This window comes from Pseudodonghicola sp., assembly GCF_048268305.1.
In the GTDB taxonomy this organism is placed as follows: Bacteria; Pseudomonadota; Alphaproteobacteria; order Rhodobacterales; family Rhodobacteraceae; genus Pseudodonghicola.
Window position 1 is genome coordinate 86,793 of sequence record NZ_JBLWVT010000003.1, and the last position, 15,742, is coordinate 102,534.

Here is a 15,742-nt window from a genome sequence, read left to right on the forward strand (position 1 = left end):
TCAGCCCGCCGCATGGCGATAGCCGGCGGAATAGGCGCCGGTCACATGGTGTTCCAGCTGCCGTTCGATATCGCCCAGCAGCGAGGAGGCGCCGAAGCGGAACAGATCGGGCTGCAGCCAGCGATTGCCCAGCTCCTCCTTGATCAGCGACAGATAGACCAGCGCATCCTTGGCCTTGGAAATCCCGCCGGCGGGTTTGTAGCCGATGCGGATGCCGGTGCGGTCGTAATAGTCGCGGATCGCCCGGATCATCACCAGCGACACCGGCAGGGTGGCGTTCACCGCCTCCTTCCCGGTCGAGGTCTTGATGAAATCCGCCCCCGCCATCATGCAGACCAGCGAGGCGCGGGCGACGTTCTTCAGCGTCCCCAGTTCCCCCGTCGCCAGGATCGCCTTCACATGCGCCTCGCCGCAGGCCTCGCGGAACAGCCGCATCTCGTCGTAAAGCGCCTGCCAATTGCCCTCGAGCACGTGGCGGCGCGAAATCACGATGTCGATCTCCTCGGCCCCGGCGGCGACGCTTTCGCCGATCTCGGCCAGTCGCAGCGCGAAGGGCGACAGCCCGGCGGGAAAGCCGGTGGAGACGGCGGCGACCGGGATGCCCGAGCCCCTGAGCGCGGCGACGGCGGGCGCCACCATCTCGTGATAGACGCAGACCGCGCCGGTATGGAGGCTGTCGAAGCCGAGTGCGGCCAGCAGATCGGGGCGCAGCGGCTGGCGCGCCTTGGCGCACAGCCGGCGGACCCGTTCGGCGGTGTCGTCGCCGGCGAGCGTGGTCAGGTCGATGCAGGTGATCGCCTTCAGCAGCCAGGCGGCCTGATAGTCCTTCTTGACGCTGCGCCGCGCCGGCAGGCTGGCACAGCGGCGTTCGATGGCGGACCGGTTGGCGGTAGCGGCCCGCACCCAGCCCAGGTCCAGCGCCAGGCCGGGATTGCGCGGCTCGGTCAGCCTGGGCAAGGGGGCGGTGCGGGCGATATCGGTGGTCTGCATGCGCGGGCGATCCGGTTATTCAATCGCCACCAAGCTGGCACGGGGCCGCCGGCTTGGCAAGCTGGGGTGGGGGCAGGCGGAGGGCTGGGCTTGGCGGGGGATGGTTCTGAGGGGGGGCATGAGATGCTCAAGCTGCGAAAGGCCGCTTGGAGCCCAAAGCGACGGGCGCTGCGCTTCAAACGAAAGGCAGCTAGTAGGTTCGACGCGAAAGGAAATTCTCGTAGTCTTCAATCCAACGCCGCTCACACCACGCGTTCTCTCCAAATTTCTTGATCTGCAAAAGTTCACCTTCTTCCGACAGTGATTCTGTCCACGGCAGGACGCGTTCGATGACAATTGTACGAAGCTTCTTAAGACGCTCGCTGAGTTGTCTTGGATCTAAGTCAGCATAATTGATGTCGTGAATCCGCCATCGTCCAGAGTTTTCAGGTTGGTAGTTTCGAGGACGGCGGAACCATCTATCAAAATCGTCAAACGTGAATTTCCTTGGGCAATCCTCAACGTATATTGACTTCTTCGCGGGGTCATCACTTTCGATTGGCCGCAAGAATGTGTGACGGAAGCAGATCACTGACCGAGCCATCCCTTGTCGCGCCAACCGTCCGCCTTGCCTCAAAATGAGGAGTTCGCGGGTATCATCGGTATGACGCATCGAATTTCCACGCCCAACCATTTGAAAGCCGTGCTCAATTAGAGGTTCGGCAAACTCGGTTATGAAAAGACTATTGAATTCGTTGCTTTGCATGCCGCCACACTAAGAAGCTTGAGAGCGTCTTGCCAACTTCGAATCTCCCAGCGTTCGCTAGAAAGCATCCGTTGGAGCAATCGCAGCGAATTCACCCTTTGTCCGTACAACCGACATTCCGGCCATACCATCGCGCCCCCTCCCGCCTCGCCCCCCGAAATGCAAAAGGGCCCCCGGAGGGGCCCCTTTCTCAGGATCGGAAGGGGGATCACTCCGCCCAGCTCACCGCCGTCAGGTCGATCGCCTGGGTCGGTGCGTTGGCCCAGAGGCCTTGCACCCCGGCCTTGGCGACGGTCAGCGCCGGCAGCTGGAACAGGTATCCGTTGACGTAATCATCGGCGATGATCTTCTGCGCCTGTTGCAGCAGCTCGGTCCGTTTCGCCGGATCGGTGGTGGCGGCCAGGGTCTTCATCAGCTCCTGGAACGCCGGGTTGTCATAGCCGAAATAGTAATCCGGCCGGGCATAGATGCCGATGTCCATCGGTTCGGTATGGCTGATGATGGTCAGGCCGAAATCCTTGCCCTTGAACACGGTTTCCAGCCATTGCGCCCATTCGACGTTGACGATCTGCGCCTTGATGCCGACGGCGGCCAGTTGGGCCGCCACGATCTCGCCGCCGCGCCGGGCATAGGAGGGCGGCGGCAGGTGCAGCGTGGTCGTGAAGCCGTCGGGCAGCCCGGCCTCGGCCAGCAGCTTTTTCGACAGCGCCGGGTCAAAGGACGATTCCGCCGTCAGATCGACATAGGCCGGGTTGTGCGGCGCGAAATGGGTGCCGATGGGGGTGCCATAGCCGAACATGGCCCCGTCGATCAGCGCCTTGCGGTCGATCGCATGGGCCACCGCCTCGCGCACCAGCTTGTTGTCGAAGGGTGCGCGCTTGTTGTTCATCGCCAGGATGGTTTCGCCCTCGGTCGAGCCGACCAGCACCTGGAACCGCGGATCGGCCTCGAACATCGGCAGGTTCTCGGGCGCCGGGAAGGCGGAGAAGACATCGACATCCTCGGCCATCATCGCGGCGAAGGCGGCGGTCGGGTCGGAGATGAACTTGAAGGTCACCTCGTCCAGCTTGGCGGGCGTGCCCCAGTAATCGGGGTTCTTGTCCAGCACGATCTTATCGCCCTGCACCCATTCCTTGAACGCGAAGGCGCCGGTGCCGACCGGGTGCTGCTTGATGTCTTCGATGCTTTCGGGCGCGACGATGACGGCATCGCCCCAGGCCATGTTGAACAGGAAGCTGCCGTTCGGTTCGGCCAGGGTGACCTTGACGGTCAGCGGGTCGACGGCCTCGACCTCGGCGATATCGGCGAAGAGCGCCTTTTGCGCATTGGCGCTGTCCGCTGCCCGGGCACGATCAAGGCTGAATTTCACGTCCTCGGCATCCATCGTGGTGCCGTCGTGGAACTTGACCCCGTCATGCAGGTGGAAGGTATAGGTCTTGCCGTCCTCGGAGATGTCCCAGCTTTCGGCCAGCCCCGGCACGATCGAGCCATCGCCCATGAACCGGGTCAGCCCTTCGAACACATTGGAATAGACCACCTGGTCGATGGCGCCGGCGGCGGCACTGGTCGGATCCAGGTGCGGCGGCTCAAGCTGCATGGCGACCGTCAGGTCGGCGGCCAGCGCCGGGCCGGCGCCCAGTGCCGCAGCAAAGGCGAAGGCCGAGGCCAGGCCGCGCGGGTGGCGGAAAATCTTCATTCAGACGTCTCCCTGTCATTGTCCGGCCCTGAGCCGGAGAGGATGGGCGGAGTGTTCCCGCAAGCGCGTCGGCAATCAAGGGGGTCTCGGGGACATGTTCGCGGGATGTTGGTCGGATGTTGGCGCAACCAGACTGGAAGAGTCGCCCTTGGGTTGATATCTCCGGCCCACTTTGCCGCGAGGGAAGGCTTTACCGGCGGCTTTGTCGAAAGTTGGGAGGACAATGAGCGTAACCAAACCGATCTCGGCCATCAGTGCCGGGGATATCCGTGCCCGCAAGGGCGGCGATCCCGTGGTGAGCCTGACCTGCTACACCACCCCCATGGCCCGGCTGATGGACGCGCAGTGCGATTTCGTCCTGGTCGGTGACAGCCTCGGCATGGTGCTGCATGGTCTGCCCTCGACCCTTGGCGTGACGATGGAGATGATGATCCTGCACGCCCAGGCGGTGGCGCGCGGGCTGAGCCATGCGCTGATGGTGGTCGACATGCCCTTCGGAAGCTACGAGCAAGGCCCGCAGCAGGCCTTTGCCAATGCGGCGCGGATCATGGCGGAAACCGGCGCCGGCGCCGTCAAGCTGGAAGGCGGGTGTCGGATGGCCGAGACGATCGCCTTTCTGGTGGCACGCGGCATTCCGGTGATGGGCCATGTCGGGCTGACGCCGCAATCGGTGAACGCGCTCGGCGGCTACAAGGTGCAGGGCCGTGACGATCAGGCCGAGGTGGTGCTGGCCGATGCCCGTGCGGTTGCCGATGCCGGCGCCTTCGCCGTGGTGCTTGAGAAGGTGCCCGCCGCCCTGGCCGACCGGATCACCGCCGAGGTTGCGATTCCCACCATCGGCATCGGTGCCTCGGCCGGCTGCGACGGGCAGGTGCTGGTGGTCGACGACATGCTGGGGCTGTTCGACGCCTTCAAGCCGAAGTTCGTCAAACGCTATGCCGATCTGGCCGATCAGGCCCGGGCGGCCATTGCCGACTATGCCGCCGAGGTGCGCGCCCGTCGGTTTCCGGGGCCCGAACACGTCTTTGCCGATCAAACCGAAAAGGGCGCGAAATGACCGCACCGATCATCCGTAAACTGTCCGAGATTCGCGCACTGACCGCTGGCTGGAAGGCGGCCGGCGCGCGGATCGGCGTGGTGCCGACCATGGGGGCGCTGCATGCCGGCCACATGTCGCTGGTCGAGGCCGCCAAGGCCGACTGCGACCGGGTCATCGTCTGGATCTTCGTGAATCCCAAGCAGTTCAACAACCCCGAGGATCTGGCGAACTACCCCCGCACCGAACAGGACGATGCGGAGAAACTGGCGCCCCATGCGGTCGATGTCGTCTATGCGCCCGATGTCGATCAGGTCTATCCCGAGGGCTTCGCGACCATGGTCTCGGTCTCCGGTCTGACTGACGTTCTGTGTGGCGCGCACCGGCCCGGGCATTTCGACGGGGTCGCCACGGTGGTGTCGAAAATCTTCCTGCAGACCGGGGCGGATCGCGCCTATTTCGGCGAAAAGGACTTCCAGCAATTGCAGGTGGTCCGCCGCATGGCCCGCGATCTGGATATCCCGATCGAGGTGGTGGCCTGCCCGACGGTGCGCGAAGCCTCTGGCCTGGCGCTGTCGTCGCGCAATCTGCGGCTGTCGCCCGAGGGGCTGGAGACGGCGGCGCGGCTTTACCCGATCCTGCGCGATATGGCCGAGGAGCTGGAGCAGGGCAATCGGTTTCCTCCGCTCGAGCTCCGCGCCCGCGCCCGCCTGGCCGAGGCGGGTTTTGGCGAGGTGGAATATCTGGAACTGCGCAGCGAAGCGGGGCTCGCGGCGCTCGATCACGCCTCTGTCCCGGCGCGTCTGTTCGTGGCGGCCTGGCTGGACGGGGTACGGTTGATCGACAATGTTCCTGTACGCCCTGCCTGATACGGCGCCGGCCCGCTTGCCGCGGGCTGGCGATCCGGGGCCGGGCTGATAGGGTGCGGCACAGACCGCAGGAGGATCCCCGCATGAGCTTCATTCTCGCCATCGACCAGGGCACTACGTCGAGCCGCGCCATTCTGTTCGATGCGGCGATGCAGGTGGTCGGTGTGGCGCAGCGCGAGTTTCGCCAGATCTTCCCGCAAGGGGGGTGGGTCGAACATGACGCTGAAGAGATCTGGCAGACCACCCTGTCGGTCTGCCGGTCGGTTCTGGCCGATCACGGCGTCACGCCGCAGCAGTTGGCCGGCATCGGCATCACCAACCAGCGCGAAACCACGGTGATCTGGGATCGTGCCAGTGGCGCGCCGATCCATAACGCCATCGTCTGGCAGGATCGCCGCACCGCCGATCTGTGCGCGGCCTTGGAGGCCGAGGGCGCCGAGCCGCTGGTCGAGGCGGTGACCGGCCTGCGGCTCGATCCCTATTTCTCGGGCACCAAGGTGAAATGGCTGCTCGACACCCTGCCGGGCGCGCGGGCGCGGGCGATGCGGGGGGAGCTGGCCTTTGGCACCATCGACAGTTTCCTGATCTGGCGGCTGACCGGTGGGCGGGTGCATGCGACGGATGCGACCAATGCGGCGCGGACGCTGCTGTTCGACATCCACCAGGGTGTCTGGAGCGCGGAGATCTGTGCGCTCCTCGACGTGCCGATGGACATGCTGCCCGAGGTCCAGGACAGCGCCGCCGATTTCGGGCTGACCGATCCGGCGCTTCTGGGCGCGGCGGTGCCGATCCTGGGCGTGGCGGGAGACCAGCAGGCGGCGACCATCGGCCAGGCCTGTTTCGCGCCTGGCATGATGAAATCGACCTATGGCACGGGATGTTTCGCGCTGCTGAACACCGGGGATCGTCCGGTCGCCTCGGGTCACCGGATGCTGACGACGATCGCCTATCAGCTTGATGGCAAGCGGACTTACGCGCTGGAAGGCTCGATCTTCATCGCCGGCGCTGCGGTGCAATGGCTGCGCGATGGCTTGGGGATCATCTCCAGCGCGGCGCAATCGGGGGAACTGGCGCAGCAGGCCGACCCGAGCCAGCAGGTGACGCTGGTGCCGGCCTTCACCGGCCTTGGCGCACCCTATTGGAACCCTGACTGCCGTGGTGCCGTCTTCGGGCTGACGCGCAATTCGGGGCCGGCGGAATTCGCCAAGGCGACACTCGACAGCGTGGCGTTCCAGACTCGCGACCTGTGGGAGGCGATGCGGGCCGACTGGCTGGAGGCGCATGGCGCCAGCCCCGAGGTGGTCTTGCGCGTCGATGGCGGGATGAGCGCCAGCGATTACACCATGCAGGGGCTGTCCGATATCCTTGGCGCGCCGGTCGACCGGCCGGTGATGCAGGAGACTACGGCGCTGGGCGCCGCCTGGCTGGCCGGGATGCGCGCCGGGCTTTACCCGGGGATGGAGGGCTTCGCCGCCAATTGGGCGCTGGACCGGCGGTTCGAACCGCAGATGGAGATGGGCGCGCGAGAGGCGGCCTATGCCCGCTGGAAACGCGCCGTGGCGGCGGCGATGACCGTCTGACCCAGCGCTTGCCGCTGGAAGAATCGCCCCAACAGGTCTAGATTTAGGGGCATGTCCATGACCGACCCCCAGATCAACGAAGCCCACCGCCCCGTCATCCGCCAGCTTGACGAGGCGGCGATCAACCGGATTGCCGCCGGCGAGGTGGTCGAACGACCCGCCTCTGCCGTCAAGGAGCTGGTGGAGAACGCCATCGACGCCGGCGCCACCCGGATCGGGATCGAGATCGCGGACGGCGGCAAGACGCTGATCCGGGTCACCGACAACGGTTGCGGCATCCCCCCGGACGAGCTGCCGCTGGCGATGTCGCGGCATGCGACCTCGAAGATCGACGGATCGGATCTGCTGAACATCCATACCTTCGGCTTCCGCGGCGAGGCGTTGCCCTCGCTCGGCGCCGTGGGGCGTTTGACCATCACCAGCCGGACCGAGGGGGCGGAGGCCGCCAGCATCCGCGTCGCCGGTGGCAAGATGGACCCGGTCCGCCCCGCCGCCCTGCGCGCCGGCACGGTGGTCGAGCTGCGCGATCTCTTCTATGCCACGCCCGCACGGCTGAAATTCATGCGCTCCGACCGTGCCGAATCGCAGGCGATCACCGATATCGTCAAGCGGCTGGCGATGGCGGAACCCTCGGTCGGTTTCACCCTGCGCGATGTCTCCGGCGGCGGTGAGGGGCGGGTGAGCTTTCGCGCCGATGCGGAAACCGGTGATCTGTTCGATGCGCTGGGGGCCCGGCTGGGGCAGGTGATGGGGCGCGACTTCGTCGAAAACGCCCTGCCGATCGACGCCACCCGTGACGGTATCCGCCTGTTCGGCTATGCGGCGCTTCCGACCTATTCACGCGGTGCGGCGGTGGCGCAGTATCTTTTCGTCAACGCCCGGCCGGTGCGTGACAAGATGCTGACCGGCGCGTTGCGCGCGGCCTATTTCGATTTCCTCAGCCGCGACCGGCATCCGGCGGCGGCGCTGTTCGTCGACTGCGACCCCACGCTGGTCGACGTCAACGTCCACCCGGCCAAGTCCGAGGTGCGGTTTCGCGATCCCGGCGTGCCGCGTGGGCTGATCGTCTCTGCCCTGCGCCATGCGCTGGCCGAGGCGGGGCACCGCGCCTCCTCCACCGTGGCTTCGGCGACGCTGGGGGCGATGCGGCCCGAACCCCTGGGCGAGGCGCCGCGCATCTATCAGATGGATCGCCCCTCGCTCGGCGCGCGGATCGCGGCCTATCGGGCGCAAAGCCCCGAAGGCATGGTGCCGGCGCCGGCCTATGGCATGCCTGCGCCCGGGTATGACGCGCCAGCGCGGGCGGAACCCGGTTTCGCCGAATTCTCCGCCGCCTATAGCGGTCGGGTGGTCGAGCAGCCGGAGGAACACCTGCCCGATCAGGTTCCGCTGGAAGCCCTCCCCCTTGGCGCCGCGCGCGGGCAGGTGCACGAGAATTACATCATCGCCCAGACCGAGCGGGGCATGGTGATCGTCGATCAGCACGCGGCGCATGAACGGCTGGTCTATGAGAAGCTGAAAAAGCAGATGGCGGAAAACGGCGTCGCCGCCCAGGCGCTGCTGATCCCCGAGATCGTCGAACTCTCGGCCGGCGATTGCGCCCGGCTGCTGGAGGTGGCGGAAGAGCTGGAGCGGTTCGGTCTGGGGATCGAGGCCTTCGGCGGCTCCGCCGTGGCGGTGCGGGAAACCCCGGCGATCCTGGGCGAAGTGAATGCTGAGGCGATGCTGCGCGATATCCTCGATGAACTGGACGACGATGGCGAATCCAATCTGGTGCAGGCCAAGATCGAGGCGATCCTGTCCCGCGTCGCCTGCCATGGCTCGATCCGCTCGGGCCGTCGCATGCGGGCGGAAGAGATGAACGCCCTGCTGCGCGAGATGGAGGCGACGCCGCATTCCGGCCAGTGCAACCATGGCCGGCCCACCTATGTCGAACTCAAGCTGTCGGATATCGAGCGGTTGTTCGGGCGCACCTGATCCGCGCCAAGCTTGCTTTTTCCCTCCGCGTGGTTCAACTGGAAGGCATTAGAACCAAACGGGAACGAGGCGGCGCGCATGACGATGGATGAACTCTTGGCCAGCCTGCGGGCGCTGCCGCCGCAACAGATTCTGGTTTGGGCCGCCGCTGCCGTTGCGCTGTTGCTGATCCTGCTGCTGACGCGCCTTGCTGCGCTGCGCCGCCTGCGGGCGGAGCTTGCCGCGGTCCGGGCCGAGCTGGAGCGCACCGGGGCCGAGGGGCAGGCGCTGCGCGAGACATTGGCGGAACAGCGCGCGCAGGCGGGACGCATCCCGGAACTCATGCAGTCGGTCGAGACGATGCAGGTGCTGCATCGCGAGGAGCAGGACCGCCGCATCAGCGCCGAGACCGAGCTGAAGACGCTCAAGACCGAACACGCCGCCCGGCTGGAAGAGCTGCGCGGCATGAAGAAGGAAATGGAGGATCGGTTTTCCACCCTGGCCGCCGGCGTATTGCGGCAGAACTCCGAATCCTTCCTCAAACTCGCCTCCGAACGCTTCAAGTCGCATGAGGTGACGGCGACCGAGGATCTGGAAAAGCGCAAGCTTGCCATCGAGAATCTGGTCAAGCCGCTGAACGAAAAGCTGACCGTCTTCGACAGCCGGATTCAGGAGATCGAGAAGGCCCGGAACGAGGCCTATGGCGCCATCCAGCAGCAGGTGCGCCTGCTGGCCGAGGGGCAGACGACGCTGGGGACCGAGACCCGCAAGCTGGTGCAGGCGCTGCGCGCGCCCAAGACCCGCGGCCGCTGGGGCGAGATGCAGCTGAGGCAGGTGTTCGACATGGCCGGCATGGCCGAACATGTCGATTATACGCTGGAACATCACATGCAGACCGATGCCGGCGTCCGCCGCCCGGACGCCATCGTCAAGATCCCCGGCGGCAAGAGCATCGTGGTCGACGCCAAGACCCCGCTCGAGGCCTATCTCGACGCGCTGGAAAGCGAGACGCCCGAACTGCAACAGACCAACCTGACCCGTCATGCCCGGCATGTGCGCGATCATGTGAAGCTGTTGTCGTCGAAGGCCTATCAGGACCAGATCCCGACGACGCCGGATTTCGTGGTGATGTTCATCCCCGGCGAAACCTTTGTCTCGGCGGCGGTGGAGGCCGATCCCGAGCTGATCGAATACGCCTTTGAACGCAAGGTGCTGATCGCCACGCCGACCACGTTGATGGCGCTGGTCAAGGCGATCGCCTATGGCTGGCAGCAAGAGAAGATGGCCGAGAACGCGGTCGAGGTGCAGAAGGTCGCGAAGGAGCTTTATGACCGGCTGAATGTCTTTGGCGGTCACCTCGACAAGGTCGGCAAGGCGCTGAGCCAGTCGGTGAACTCCTACAACCGCGCGGTGGGCTCGATGGAAAGCCGGGTGTTGCCCTCGGCCCGCAAGTTCGAGGCGATGGGCGTGGTGACCCAAGGGTCGGAAATCGAGACGCCGGCGCTGGTCGACACCGAGGCGCGCGGGTTGATCGTCCCGGTCGGCGACGGGGAGTGACGATGGCGCGGGCGCCGCTGCCGGTTGATACCGTCCGGCTGTTTCATCAGGCCGAGCTGAGGGCCGAGGCGCTGGTCGGCCTGCTGCGGATGCTGGCGGTGCTGGCGCTGGGGCTGTCCTTCGCGCTGGTGACCCACCGCGAAACCCTGCCCGAAGAGGCGGAGTTTCTGGCCCGGCAAAGGCTTTATGCGCTGACGATGATGCTGGGCTATTTCAGCCTGGGCGCCTTTTCGCTGCTGGGCTATCGGCGGGGCTGGCTCAGGATCTGGATGATCTGGCCGGCGGCGGCGGCGGACTGTCTCTATTTCCTCTATGGCGTCTGGATGAGCATGCTCAGCTCGGGTCTGCCGGGCAGCCATGCCTTCATCTTTCCGGCGGTCTGGCTGGCGCCGCTGGTGCTGGCCTTCGGGGTGCTCAGGTTCAACCCGGGGCTTCAGGGCTTCATCGCGGTGCTGACGATCGGCGGGCTCGCCTGGCTGGCCAGCCAGCCGGCGGGGCCGGGGTTTCACCCGGCCAATGGCGCCGCAGCGCCGTTTCTGGGCTTTGCGCCCAATGCGATGCGGGTGGCGATGCTGGCCTTGGCGGCCGGCGCGCTGGTGGTGGCCGCGGTGCGCACCCGCTGGCTGCTGCTGCGCTCGATCACCGAGGCGCAGAAGGCGTTGAACCTGACCCGCTATCTGCCGGCGCAGCTGGCGCCGCGGCTGGCCGCCGGTGGGCTGGAGGAGCTGCGCCGGGGCCGCTGGCACCAGGCGGGCGTGCTGTTCATCGACCTGCGCGGGTTCACCGCGCTGAGCCAGAGCATGGCGGCCGAGGACCTGTCGGCGTTTTCGACCGAATTTCGCCGCAGGGTGGCGGTGGTGGCGACAGGGACAGGCGGCATCATCGACAAGTTCATGGGCGATGCGGCGATGATCGTCTTCGAGGATGACGGCGATCCGCAGAAGGCGGCGGCGGCCTGCATCGATTGCGCCTTTGCCCTGCAGCGCGAGATCGCCGATTGGTCGGCGCAGCGCCTGGCGCGCGGGGTGCCGCCGCTGCGCGCGGGCGTCGGGGCGCATTGGGGCGCGGTCTTCAGCGGTGTCGTGGGGCCGGGGGAGCGGCTGGAATATTCCGTCTTCGGCGATACCGTGAATGCCGCGGCGCGGCTGGAGGAGGAGACAAAACGGTTCAATGTCTCTATCCTGGTCTCCTGCGACCTGCTGCGGGTCGCCGGCGGTGATCCGGAGGGGCCGCCCTGGGATGTCGCTGCCGAGACCGAGCTGCGCGGACGCGATGGCGCTCTGGCCCTGCGCGGTTGGCGCGGTGACCGGACGGGGGACGGAAACCGGGGCTAGCGCGGCGCGCCAAATCCCGCTAAGCCGCAGTAAACGCGCAGATTGCGCAGGATCGTGAACGCCCCGATAAGGAGGATGACGGATGGAGATTTCCCCGCGCAAGGTGGCGCAAGTGGCGATGATGGCGCGCGAACTGGACCGCGCCGAGGACGAGCTGCGCGCCTTCATCGACCGGATGAGCGAAGACGAGCAGGCCGAGCTGGTGGCGATCATGTGGATCGGCCGCGAGAGCTTCGATGCCGAGGATTTCGATGAGGCGGTGGGAACCGCCCGGGCCGAGGCCTCGACGCCCTGCGCGGATTACCTGATCGGCACGCCGCATCTGGCCGACCACCTGGAAAACGGGCTCGACGCGCTGGGCATCTCCGCCGAGGACGAGGAAAACGATCTGATGTGATCGGCGCCCGAGGTCGACGGGTTTCGCGACCCGGAGCCTTGCGCAACTCCCGGCGGAAGCCGGCTGAGCCGTGACAGGAAAGGGGGCCTCGGCCCCCTGTTTCGTCTCCGGATCCTGCGGATCACATATGGGTCTGGGCGAATTGCCGCTCCGGCGTTTCCAGATGCGGCACCGCGTTGAACAGCACCGGGCTCAGCCGGTTGCCGATCGGGAACAGCCGGTGCAGCGAGGTGTTCATGATCGCCAGCGCCATTTGCGCCATCGCCGGGATGTCGAGCCCGAGATGCTGCCGCATCACCATCGAGATCAACCCGCCCGAGGTCACCACCAGCGCCGGGCCGGGGCCGGCGGCGATATCGGTGATCGCACCGCGCACGCGGGCCTCGAACTCGGCAAAGCTCTCGGGTGCGCCCTCCAATTCGTCACGTTGCCAGGCGCCGAAGACCTGCGGCATGTGATCGGCAAAGCTGACCCGGGGGCCGGGAAACGGAATGCCGTGCTGCTGCTCCAGCAATTGGGCCAGGGTGAAATATTGCAGCTCGTTCAGCCGCGGGTCGATGGTGACGTCGTCGCCAAGGCCCATGGACTGGGCGGTTTCCAGATGTCGGATCAGCGACCCGCAATAGACCCGCCCCTGAACTGCGCCGGAGGCACGAAGATGATCGCCCAGCCAGGCAGCCTGTTGATGGCCCAGCGGGCTCAGCTTGTCATAGTCGGCTTCGTCCCGGGCCTCGGTATTGGCCTGGCCATGACGGATCAGGGTGATATTCGACATCTCTCGGCTCCTGCTTTGCGCCCGTCTTAAGCGAGCGTCGCGCAGGGGAAAAGGGGCAGTGATATAGCGATGAAATTTCCGTCGGGGCCTGCGGCGGGCGCCCTGCTGCTTCTTCTTTGCAAAAATACTCTCGCCGAAGGCGCTGTGCCGGCCTCAATCCCAGCGCACATCGCCCAGAAAGATATAGCCGGCGCCATAGATCGTCTTGATCAGCCGCGGGTTCTTCGGATCCTCGCGCAGCTTGGTCCTGAGCCGCGAGATGCGCACATCCATCGCCCGGTCAAAGCTTTCGCCGGCGCCGCCGCCCAGGCTGTCCTGCATCTGGGTGCGGGTGATCAGCCGCTTGGGACTGTCGAGAAACAGCCGCAGCACCTCACCCTCGGCATGGGAGAACGGCGTTTCGTCGCCGGCCTCGTCCTCCAGCATGTAGCGGTCGAAATGGGCGGTCCAGCCGTTGAAACGGGCGGTCTGGCCGGATTGCGGCGCGATCTTGCCGCCGCGCAGCCGGGCGCGGATGCGGGCGACCACCTCGGCCGGGTCGAAGGGTTTGGTGATGTAATCGTCGGCGCCCAGCTCCAGCCCGGTGACCCGGTCCTGCACCTGCGCCCGGCCCGAGATGATGATCACCTTGGCGCCCTGTTCCAGTGCCAGCCGGTGCACCAGGGCCAGCCCGTCGGTATCGGGCAGTGACAGATCGACCAGGCAGACATCCGGCGTCACCCGTTTCAGCGCCGCCTCGAATTCGCGGGCGCGGCCAAAGCACTGGGTGCGAAAGCCGGCCTCCTCCAGCGCCTCGGTCAGGATGCCGCGGATCGCCGGCTCGTCGTCCAGGATGGTGACCAGTGGCGCGTTCATTGGGCGGTCTCCCGGGCGATCAGCGCGGCGAGCTGGCGGCGCGAGAAGGGTTTGCGCAGAACCGGCGCCCGGGTCAGGGCGCTGCGATACAGCGGATCGGAGGGCGGCAGTGAGGTCATCAGCACGCAGGATAGCCCGCGACCGGCGATCCGGTCCAGCAGATCGAGCCCGGTGGCCGCCCCGGCCAGCCGGATATCGGAGAGCACCAGCCGGACCTCGTCGAGATCGTCGAGCAGCGCGACCGCCTCCTCGACCGAGGCGGCCTCGATCACCGCATGGCCGAGGGTTACCAGCATGTCGCGGACGGTTTCGCGCAGATCGACGCTGTCCTCGACCAGCAGGGTCAGCCCGCCCGCCGCCCTTGGCGCGGCGCGATAGGGCAGCCGCAGGGTGACGCAGGCGCCACTGGTGGTATTGCTGAGCCTGAGATCGCCGCCGGTCAGCTTCACCATGTCATAGACCATCGGCAGGCCAAGGCCTGAGCCTTCCTCTCCCTTGGTGGTGAAGAACGGCTCAAGCGCCTTCTCCAGCGCTTCCGCCGAAAAGCCGGGTCCGGTGTCGCTCACCGCGATCTCGATCCAGATGTCGCCGACCGCATGGGCGCTGACGGTGATCTGGCCAGAGCTTCCGCAGGCGTCGCGGGCGTTCAGCACGAGGTTCAGCAGCGCATCCTGCAACATGCCGGGATCGAGCACTAGCGGACCGTCTGGCGCGTGGTCGAGCACGCTGAGCCCGACGCCTTGCGGCAGGCTGGGCGTGGCAAGGATATGCAGATCGCGCAGCAGCGCATGCAGATCGGTGGCCTGCGGCATGAACTGGCGCTTGCCGGTCATATCGGCGATCCGGTCCAGCAGGCGGCCGCCGCGCCGGGCCGTGGCCTGGGTGGCGGCGATCAACTCGCGCGCCTCGTCCGGCAGTTCCATCTTGGCCAGCTTTCCCTGCATCCCGAGAATGATGGTCAGCAGATTGGAAAAGTCATGCGCCAGCCCGCTGGTCATCTGCGCCGCCAGCGCCCGCCGGCGGGTCTGCTGCAGCGCGACGCGGGCCTGGGTTTCTTCGGTCACATCGGTCGACAGCAGATAGACGCCGCCCTGGCCGTCCGGCGTCATGGCGACGCGGATACGGCGGGAATCGTGATCCTCGGTAAATTCGAACACCGGGCTGCCACCCTCGTAGGCGGCGCGGAGATAGGGTTCCACCCGGGCAAAACTTCTTGGCCCCAGCGCCTCGGACATATGCATGCCGAGGATCTCGGACGGCCGGCCCGGCAGTACGGTGTTCAACTTGCGGTTGGAATAGACATAGCGCGCCTCGGCATCGACATGGGCGATATGGGCCGGCATCATCTCGGTCGTCATGCGAGTGCGGGCCTCGATCACGGTGAGCTGTCGCTTGGCCTCCTCCAGGGCGGTGATGGTGGCGGCAAGTTCGCGGTTGGCGGCGGACAGCTCCTCGGCATGGGTCAGCACCTGATCGGAGAGTTCCTCCGAGCGGGCGCGCAGCAGCTGTTCCGAGCGCTTGGCGCGGGTGATGTCGGTATAGACGGTGACCCAGCCGCCCTGCGGCAACGGCGAGCCCTCGACCGAGATGGTGCGACCGTTGGCGCGGGTCCGTTCCATATAATGCGGCTCGAAGGCGCAGGCCTGTTCCACCTTGTTGGCCACATAGGCTTCGACATCGTCGATCGGGCCATATTCGCCGGTTTCGGCCAGATAGCGGATGGTGTCGTCGAACCGGGTGCCGGGGGTCACCAGCCAGTCGGGCAGGCTGAACATTTCCTGATAGCGGCTGTTGGCGACGGCAAGGCGAAGATCGCGGTCGTAGATCGACAGCGCCTGGGCAATCAGATTGAGCCCGGCCTTGGTCATGTCGCGGATCTGCTGGTCGTGGTCCTCCACCCTCGTCTCCCTGCTCCCTGGGGCTATGGCTAGCATCGTGGCGCGGTTTCGCAA

13 protein-coding genes are annotated in these 15,742 nt (G+C 66.3%); 7 read left to right on the forward strand and 6 right to left on the reverse strand.

Translation table 11 applies throughout. The annotated features are described in order from the left end of the window. The 3 genes from deoC to ACN0V4_RS06135 all read right to left on the reverse strand — a co-directional run bounded on the left by deoC (position 1) and on the right by ACN0V4_RS06135 (position 3,431). Positions 1-990 (reverse strand): deoxyribose-phosphate aldolase, encoded by a 990-nt coding sequence (deoC, locus tag ACN0V4_RS06125; protein WP_417674075.1) that lies wholly within the window; start codon positions 988-990, stop codon positions 1-3. Between the two features lie 190 nt (positions 991-1,180). Further along, on the reverse strand, positions 1,181-1,735 hold the full coding sequence (locus ACN0V4_RS06130; RefSeq protein WP_417674077.1) for a hypothetical protein: 555 nt from the start codon (positions 1,733-1,735) through the stop codon (positions 1,181-1,183). A 208-nt stretch (positions 1,736-1,943) separates the two neighbouring features. Beyond that, positions 1,944-3,431, reverse strand: coding sequence for an ABC transporter substrate-binding protein (locus ACN0V4_RS06135; RefSeq protein ID WP_417674079.1), 1,488 nt, complete (start codon positions 3,429-3,431; stop codon positions 1,944-1,946). Positions 3,432-3,654: 223 nt separating this feature from the next. Here ACN0V4_RS06135 and panB point away from each other — a divergent pair, with 223 nt between their 5' ends. The 7 genes from panB to ACN0V4_RS06170 all read left to right on the forward strand — a co-directional run bounded on the left by panB (position 3,655) and on the right by ACN0V4_RS06170 (position 12,160). Then, positions 3,655-4,488 carry a 3-methyl-2-oxobutanoate hydroxymethyltransferase gene (gene panB / locus ACN0V4_RS06140; protein ID WP_417674081.1) on the forward strand — a complete coding sequence of 278 codons (834 nt, stop codon included), beginning with the start codon at positions 3,655-3,657 and terminating at the stop codon, positions 4,486-4,488. Continuing rightward, positions 4,485-5,336, forward strand: a complete 852-nt coding sequence (gene panC / locus ACN0V4_RS06145; RefSeq protein ID WP_417674083.1) for a pantoate--beta-alanine ligase — start codon at positions 4,485-4,487, stop codon at positions 5,334-5,336. The genes panB and panC overlap by 4 nt, the downstream gene beginning before the upstream one ends. Before the next feature lie 83 nt (positions 5,337-5,419). Continuing rightward, positions 5,420-6,916 carry a glycerol kinase GlpK gene (gene glpK, locus ACN0V4_RS06150; protein ID WP_417674085.1) on the forward strand — a complete coding sequence of 499 codons (1,497 nt, stop codon included), beginning with the start codon at positions 5,420-5,422 and terminating at the stop codon, positions 6,914-6,916. Positions 6,917-6,967: 51 nt separating this feature from the next. Next, the gene (mutL, locus tag ACN0V4_RS06155) at positions 6,968-8,893 is read left to right on the forward strand and encodes a DNA mismatch repair endonuclease MutL (RefSeq protein ID WP_417674087.1); all 1,926 of its coding nucleotides are present in this window, start codon (positions 6,968-6,970) and stop codon (positions 8,891-8,893) included. A gap of 78 nt (positions 8,894-8,971) precedes the next feature. Then, positions 8,972-10,429, forward strand: coding sequence for a DNA recombination protein RmuC (gene rmuC, locus ACN0V4_RS06160; RefSeq protein ID WP_417674089.1), 1,458 nt, complete (start codon positions 8,972-8,974; stop codon positions 10,427-10,429). A gap of 2 nt (positions 10,430-10,431) precedes the next feature. Then, complete coding sequence (locus tag ACN0V4_RS06165; protein ID WP_417674091.1) at positions 10,432-11,763, forward strand: adenylate/guanylate cyclase domain-containing protein; 1,332 nt, start codon at positions 10,432-10,434, stop codon at positions 11,761-11,763. A gap of 82 nt (positions 11,764-11,845) precedes the next feature. Continuing rightward, the gene (locus ACN0V4_RS06170; RefSeq protein ID WP_417674093.1) at positions 11,846-12,160 is read left to right on the forward strand and encodes a DUF3775 domain-containing protein; all 315 of its coding nucleotides are present in this window, start codon (positions 11,846-11,848) and stop codon (positions 12,158-12,160) included. A 121-nt stretch (positions 12,161-12,281) separates the two neighbouring features. Here ACN0V4_RS06170 and ACN0V4_RS06175 read toward each other — a convergent pair whose 3' ends face one another. The 3 genes from ACN0V4_RS06175 to ACN0V4_RS06185 all read right to left on the reverse strand — a co-directional run bounded on the left by ACN0V4_RS06175 (position 12,282) and on the right by ACN0V4_RS06185 (position 15,658). Next, a complete protein-coding gene (locus ACN0V4_RS06175; protein ID WP_417674095.1) occupies positions 12,282-12,935 on the reverse strand; it encodes a histidine phosphatase family protein in 654 nt (217 codons plus the stop codon). Between the two features lie 153 nt (positions 12,936-13,088). Next, positions 13,089-13,790, reverse strand: a complete 702-nt coding sequence (locus ACN0V4_RS06180) for a response regulator transcription factor (protein ID WP_417674097.1) — start codon at positions 13,788-13,790, stop codon at positions 13,089-13,091. Next, complete coding sequence (locus ACN0V4_RS06185) at positions 13,787-15,658, reverse strand: PAS-domain containing protein (protein WP_417674830.1); 1,872 nt, start codon at positions 15,656-15,658, stop codon at positions 13,787-13,789. The genes ACN0V4_RS06180 and ACN0V4_RS06185 overlap by 4 nt, the downstream gene beginning before the upstream one ends. Positions 15,659-15,742 lie beyond the last annotated feature (84 nt).

What these genes read in the sequence shown, in the direction of transcription:
- panB (WP_417674081.1), top strand. Translation starts at nt 3,655, where the DNA reads ATGAGCGTAACCAAACCGATCTCGGCCATCAGTGCCGGGGATATCCGT.
- ACN0V4_RS06135 (WP_417674079.1), bottom strand. Translation starts at nt 3,431, where the DNA reads ATGAAGATTTTCCGCCACCCGCGCGGCCTGGCCTCGGCCTTCGCCTTT.
- ACN0V4_RS06180 (WP_417674097.1), bottom strand. Translation starts at nt 13,790, where the DNA reads ATGAACGCGCCACTGGTCACCATCCTGGACGACGAGCCGGCGATCCGC.
- panC (WP_417674083.1), top strand. Translation starts at nt 4,485, where the DNA reads ATGACCGCACCGATCATCCGTAAACTGTCCGAGATTCGCGCACTGACC.
- ACN0V4_RS06175 (WP_417674095.1), bottom strand. Translation starts at nt 12,935, where the DNA reads ATGTCGAATATCACCCTGATCCGTCATGGCCAGGCCAATACCGAGGCC.
- glpK (WP_417674085.1), top strand. Translation starts at nt 5,420, where the DNA reads ATGAGCTTCATTCTCGCCATCGACCAGGGCACTACGTCGAGCCGCGCC.
- mutL (WP_417674087.1), top strand. Translation starts at nt 6,968, where the DNA reads ATGTCCATGACCGACCCCCAGATCAACGAAGCCCACCGCCCCGTCATC.
- ACN0V4_RS06165 (WP_417674091.1), top strand. Translation starts at nt 10,432, where the DNA reads ATGGCGCGGGCGCCGCTGCCGGTTGATACCGTCCGGCTGTTTCATCAG.
- ACN0V4_RS06185 (WP_417674830.1), bottom strand. Translation starts at nt 15,658, where the DNA reads ATGACCAAGGCCGGGCTCAATCTGATTGCCCAGGCGCTGTCGATCTAC.
- ACN0V4_RS06130 (WP_417674077.1), bottom strand. Translation starts at nt 1,735, where the DNA reads ATGCAAAGCAACGAATTCAATAGTCTTTTCATAACCGAGTTTGCCGAA.
- rmuC (WP_417674089.1), top strand. Translation starts at nt 8,972, where the DNA reads ATGACGATGGATGAACTCTTGGCCAGCCTGCGGGCGCTGCCGCCGCAA.
- ACN0V4_RS06170 (WP_417674093.1), top strand. Translation starts at nt 11,846, where the DNA reads ATGGAGATTTCCCCGCGCAAGGTGGCGCAAGTGGCGATGATGGCGCGC.
- deoC (WP_417674075.1), bottom strand. Translation starts at nt 990, where the DNA reads ATGCAGACCACCGATATCGCCCGCACCGCCCCCTTGCCCAGGCTGACC.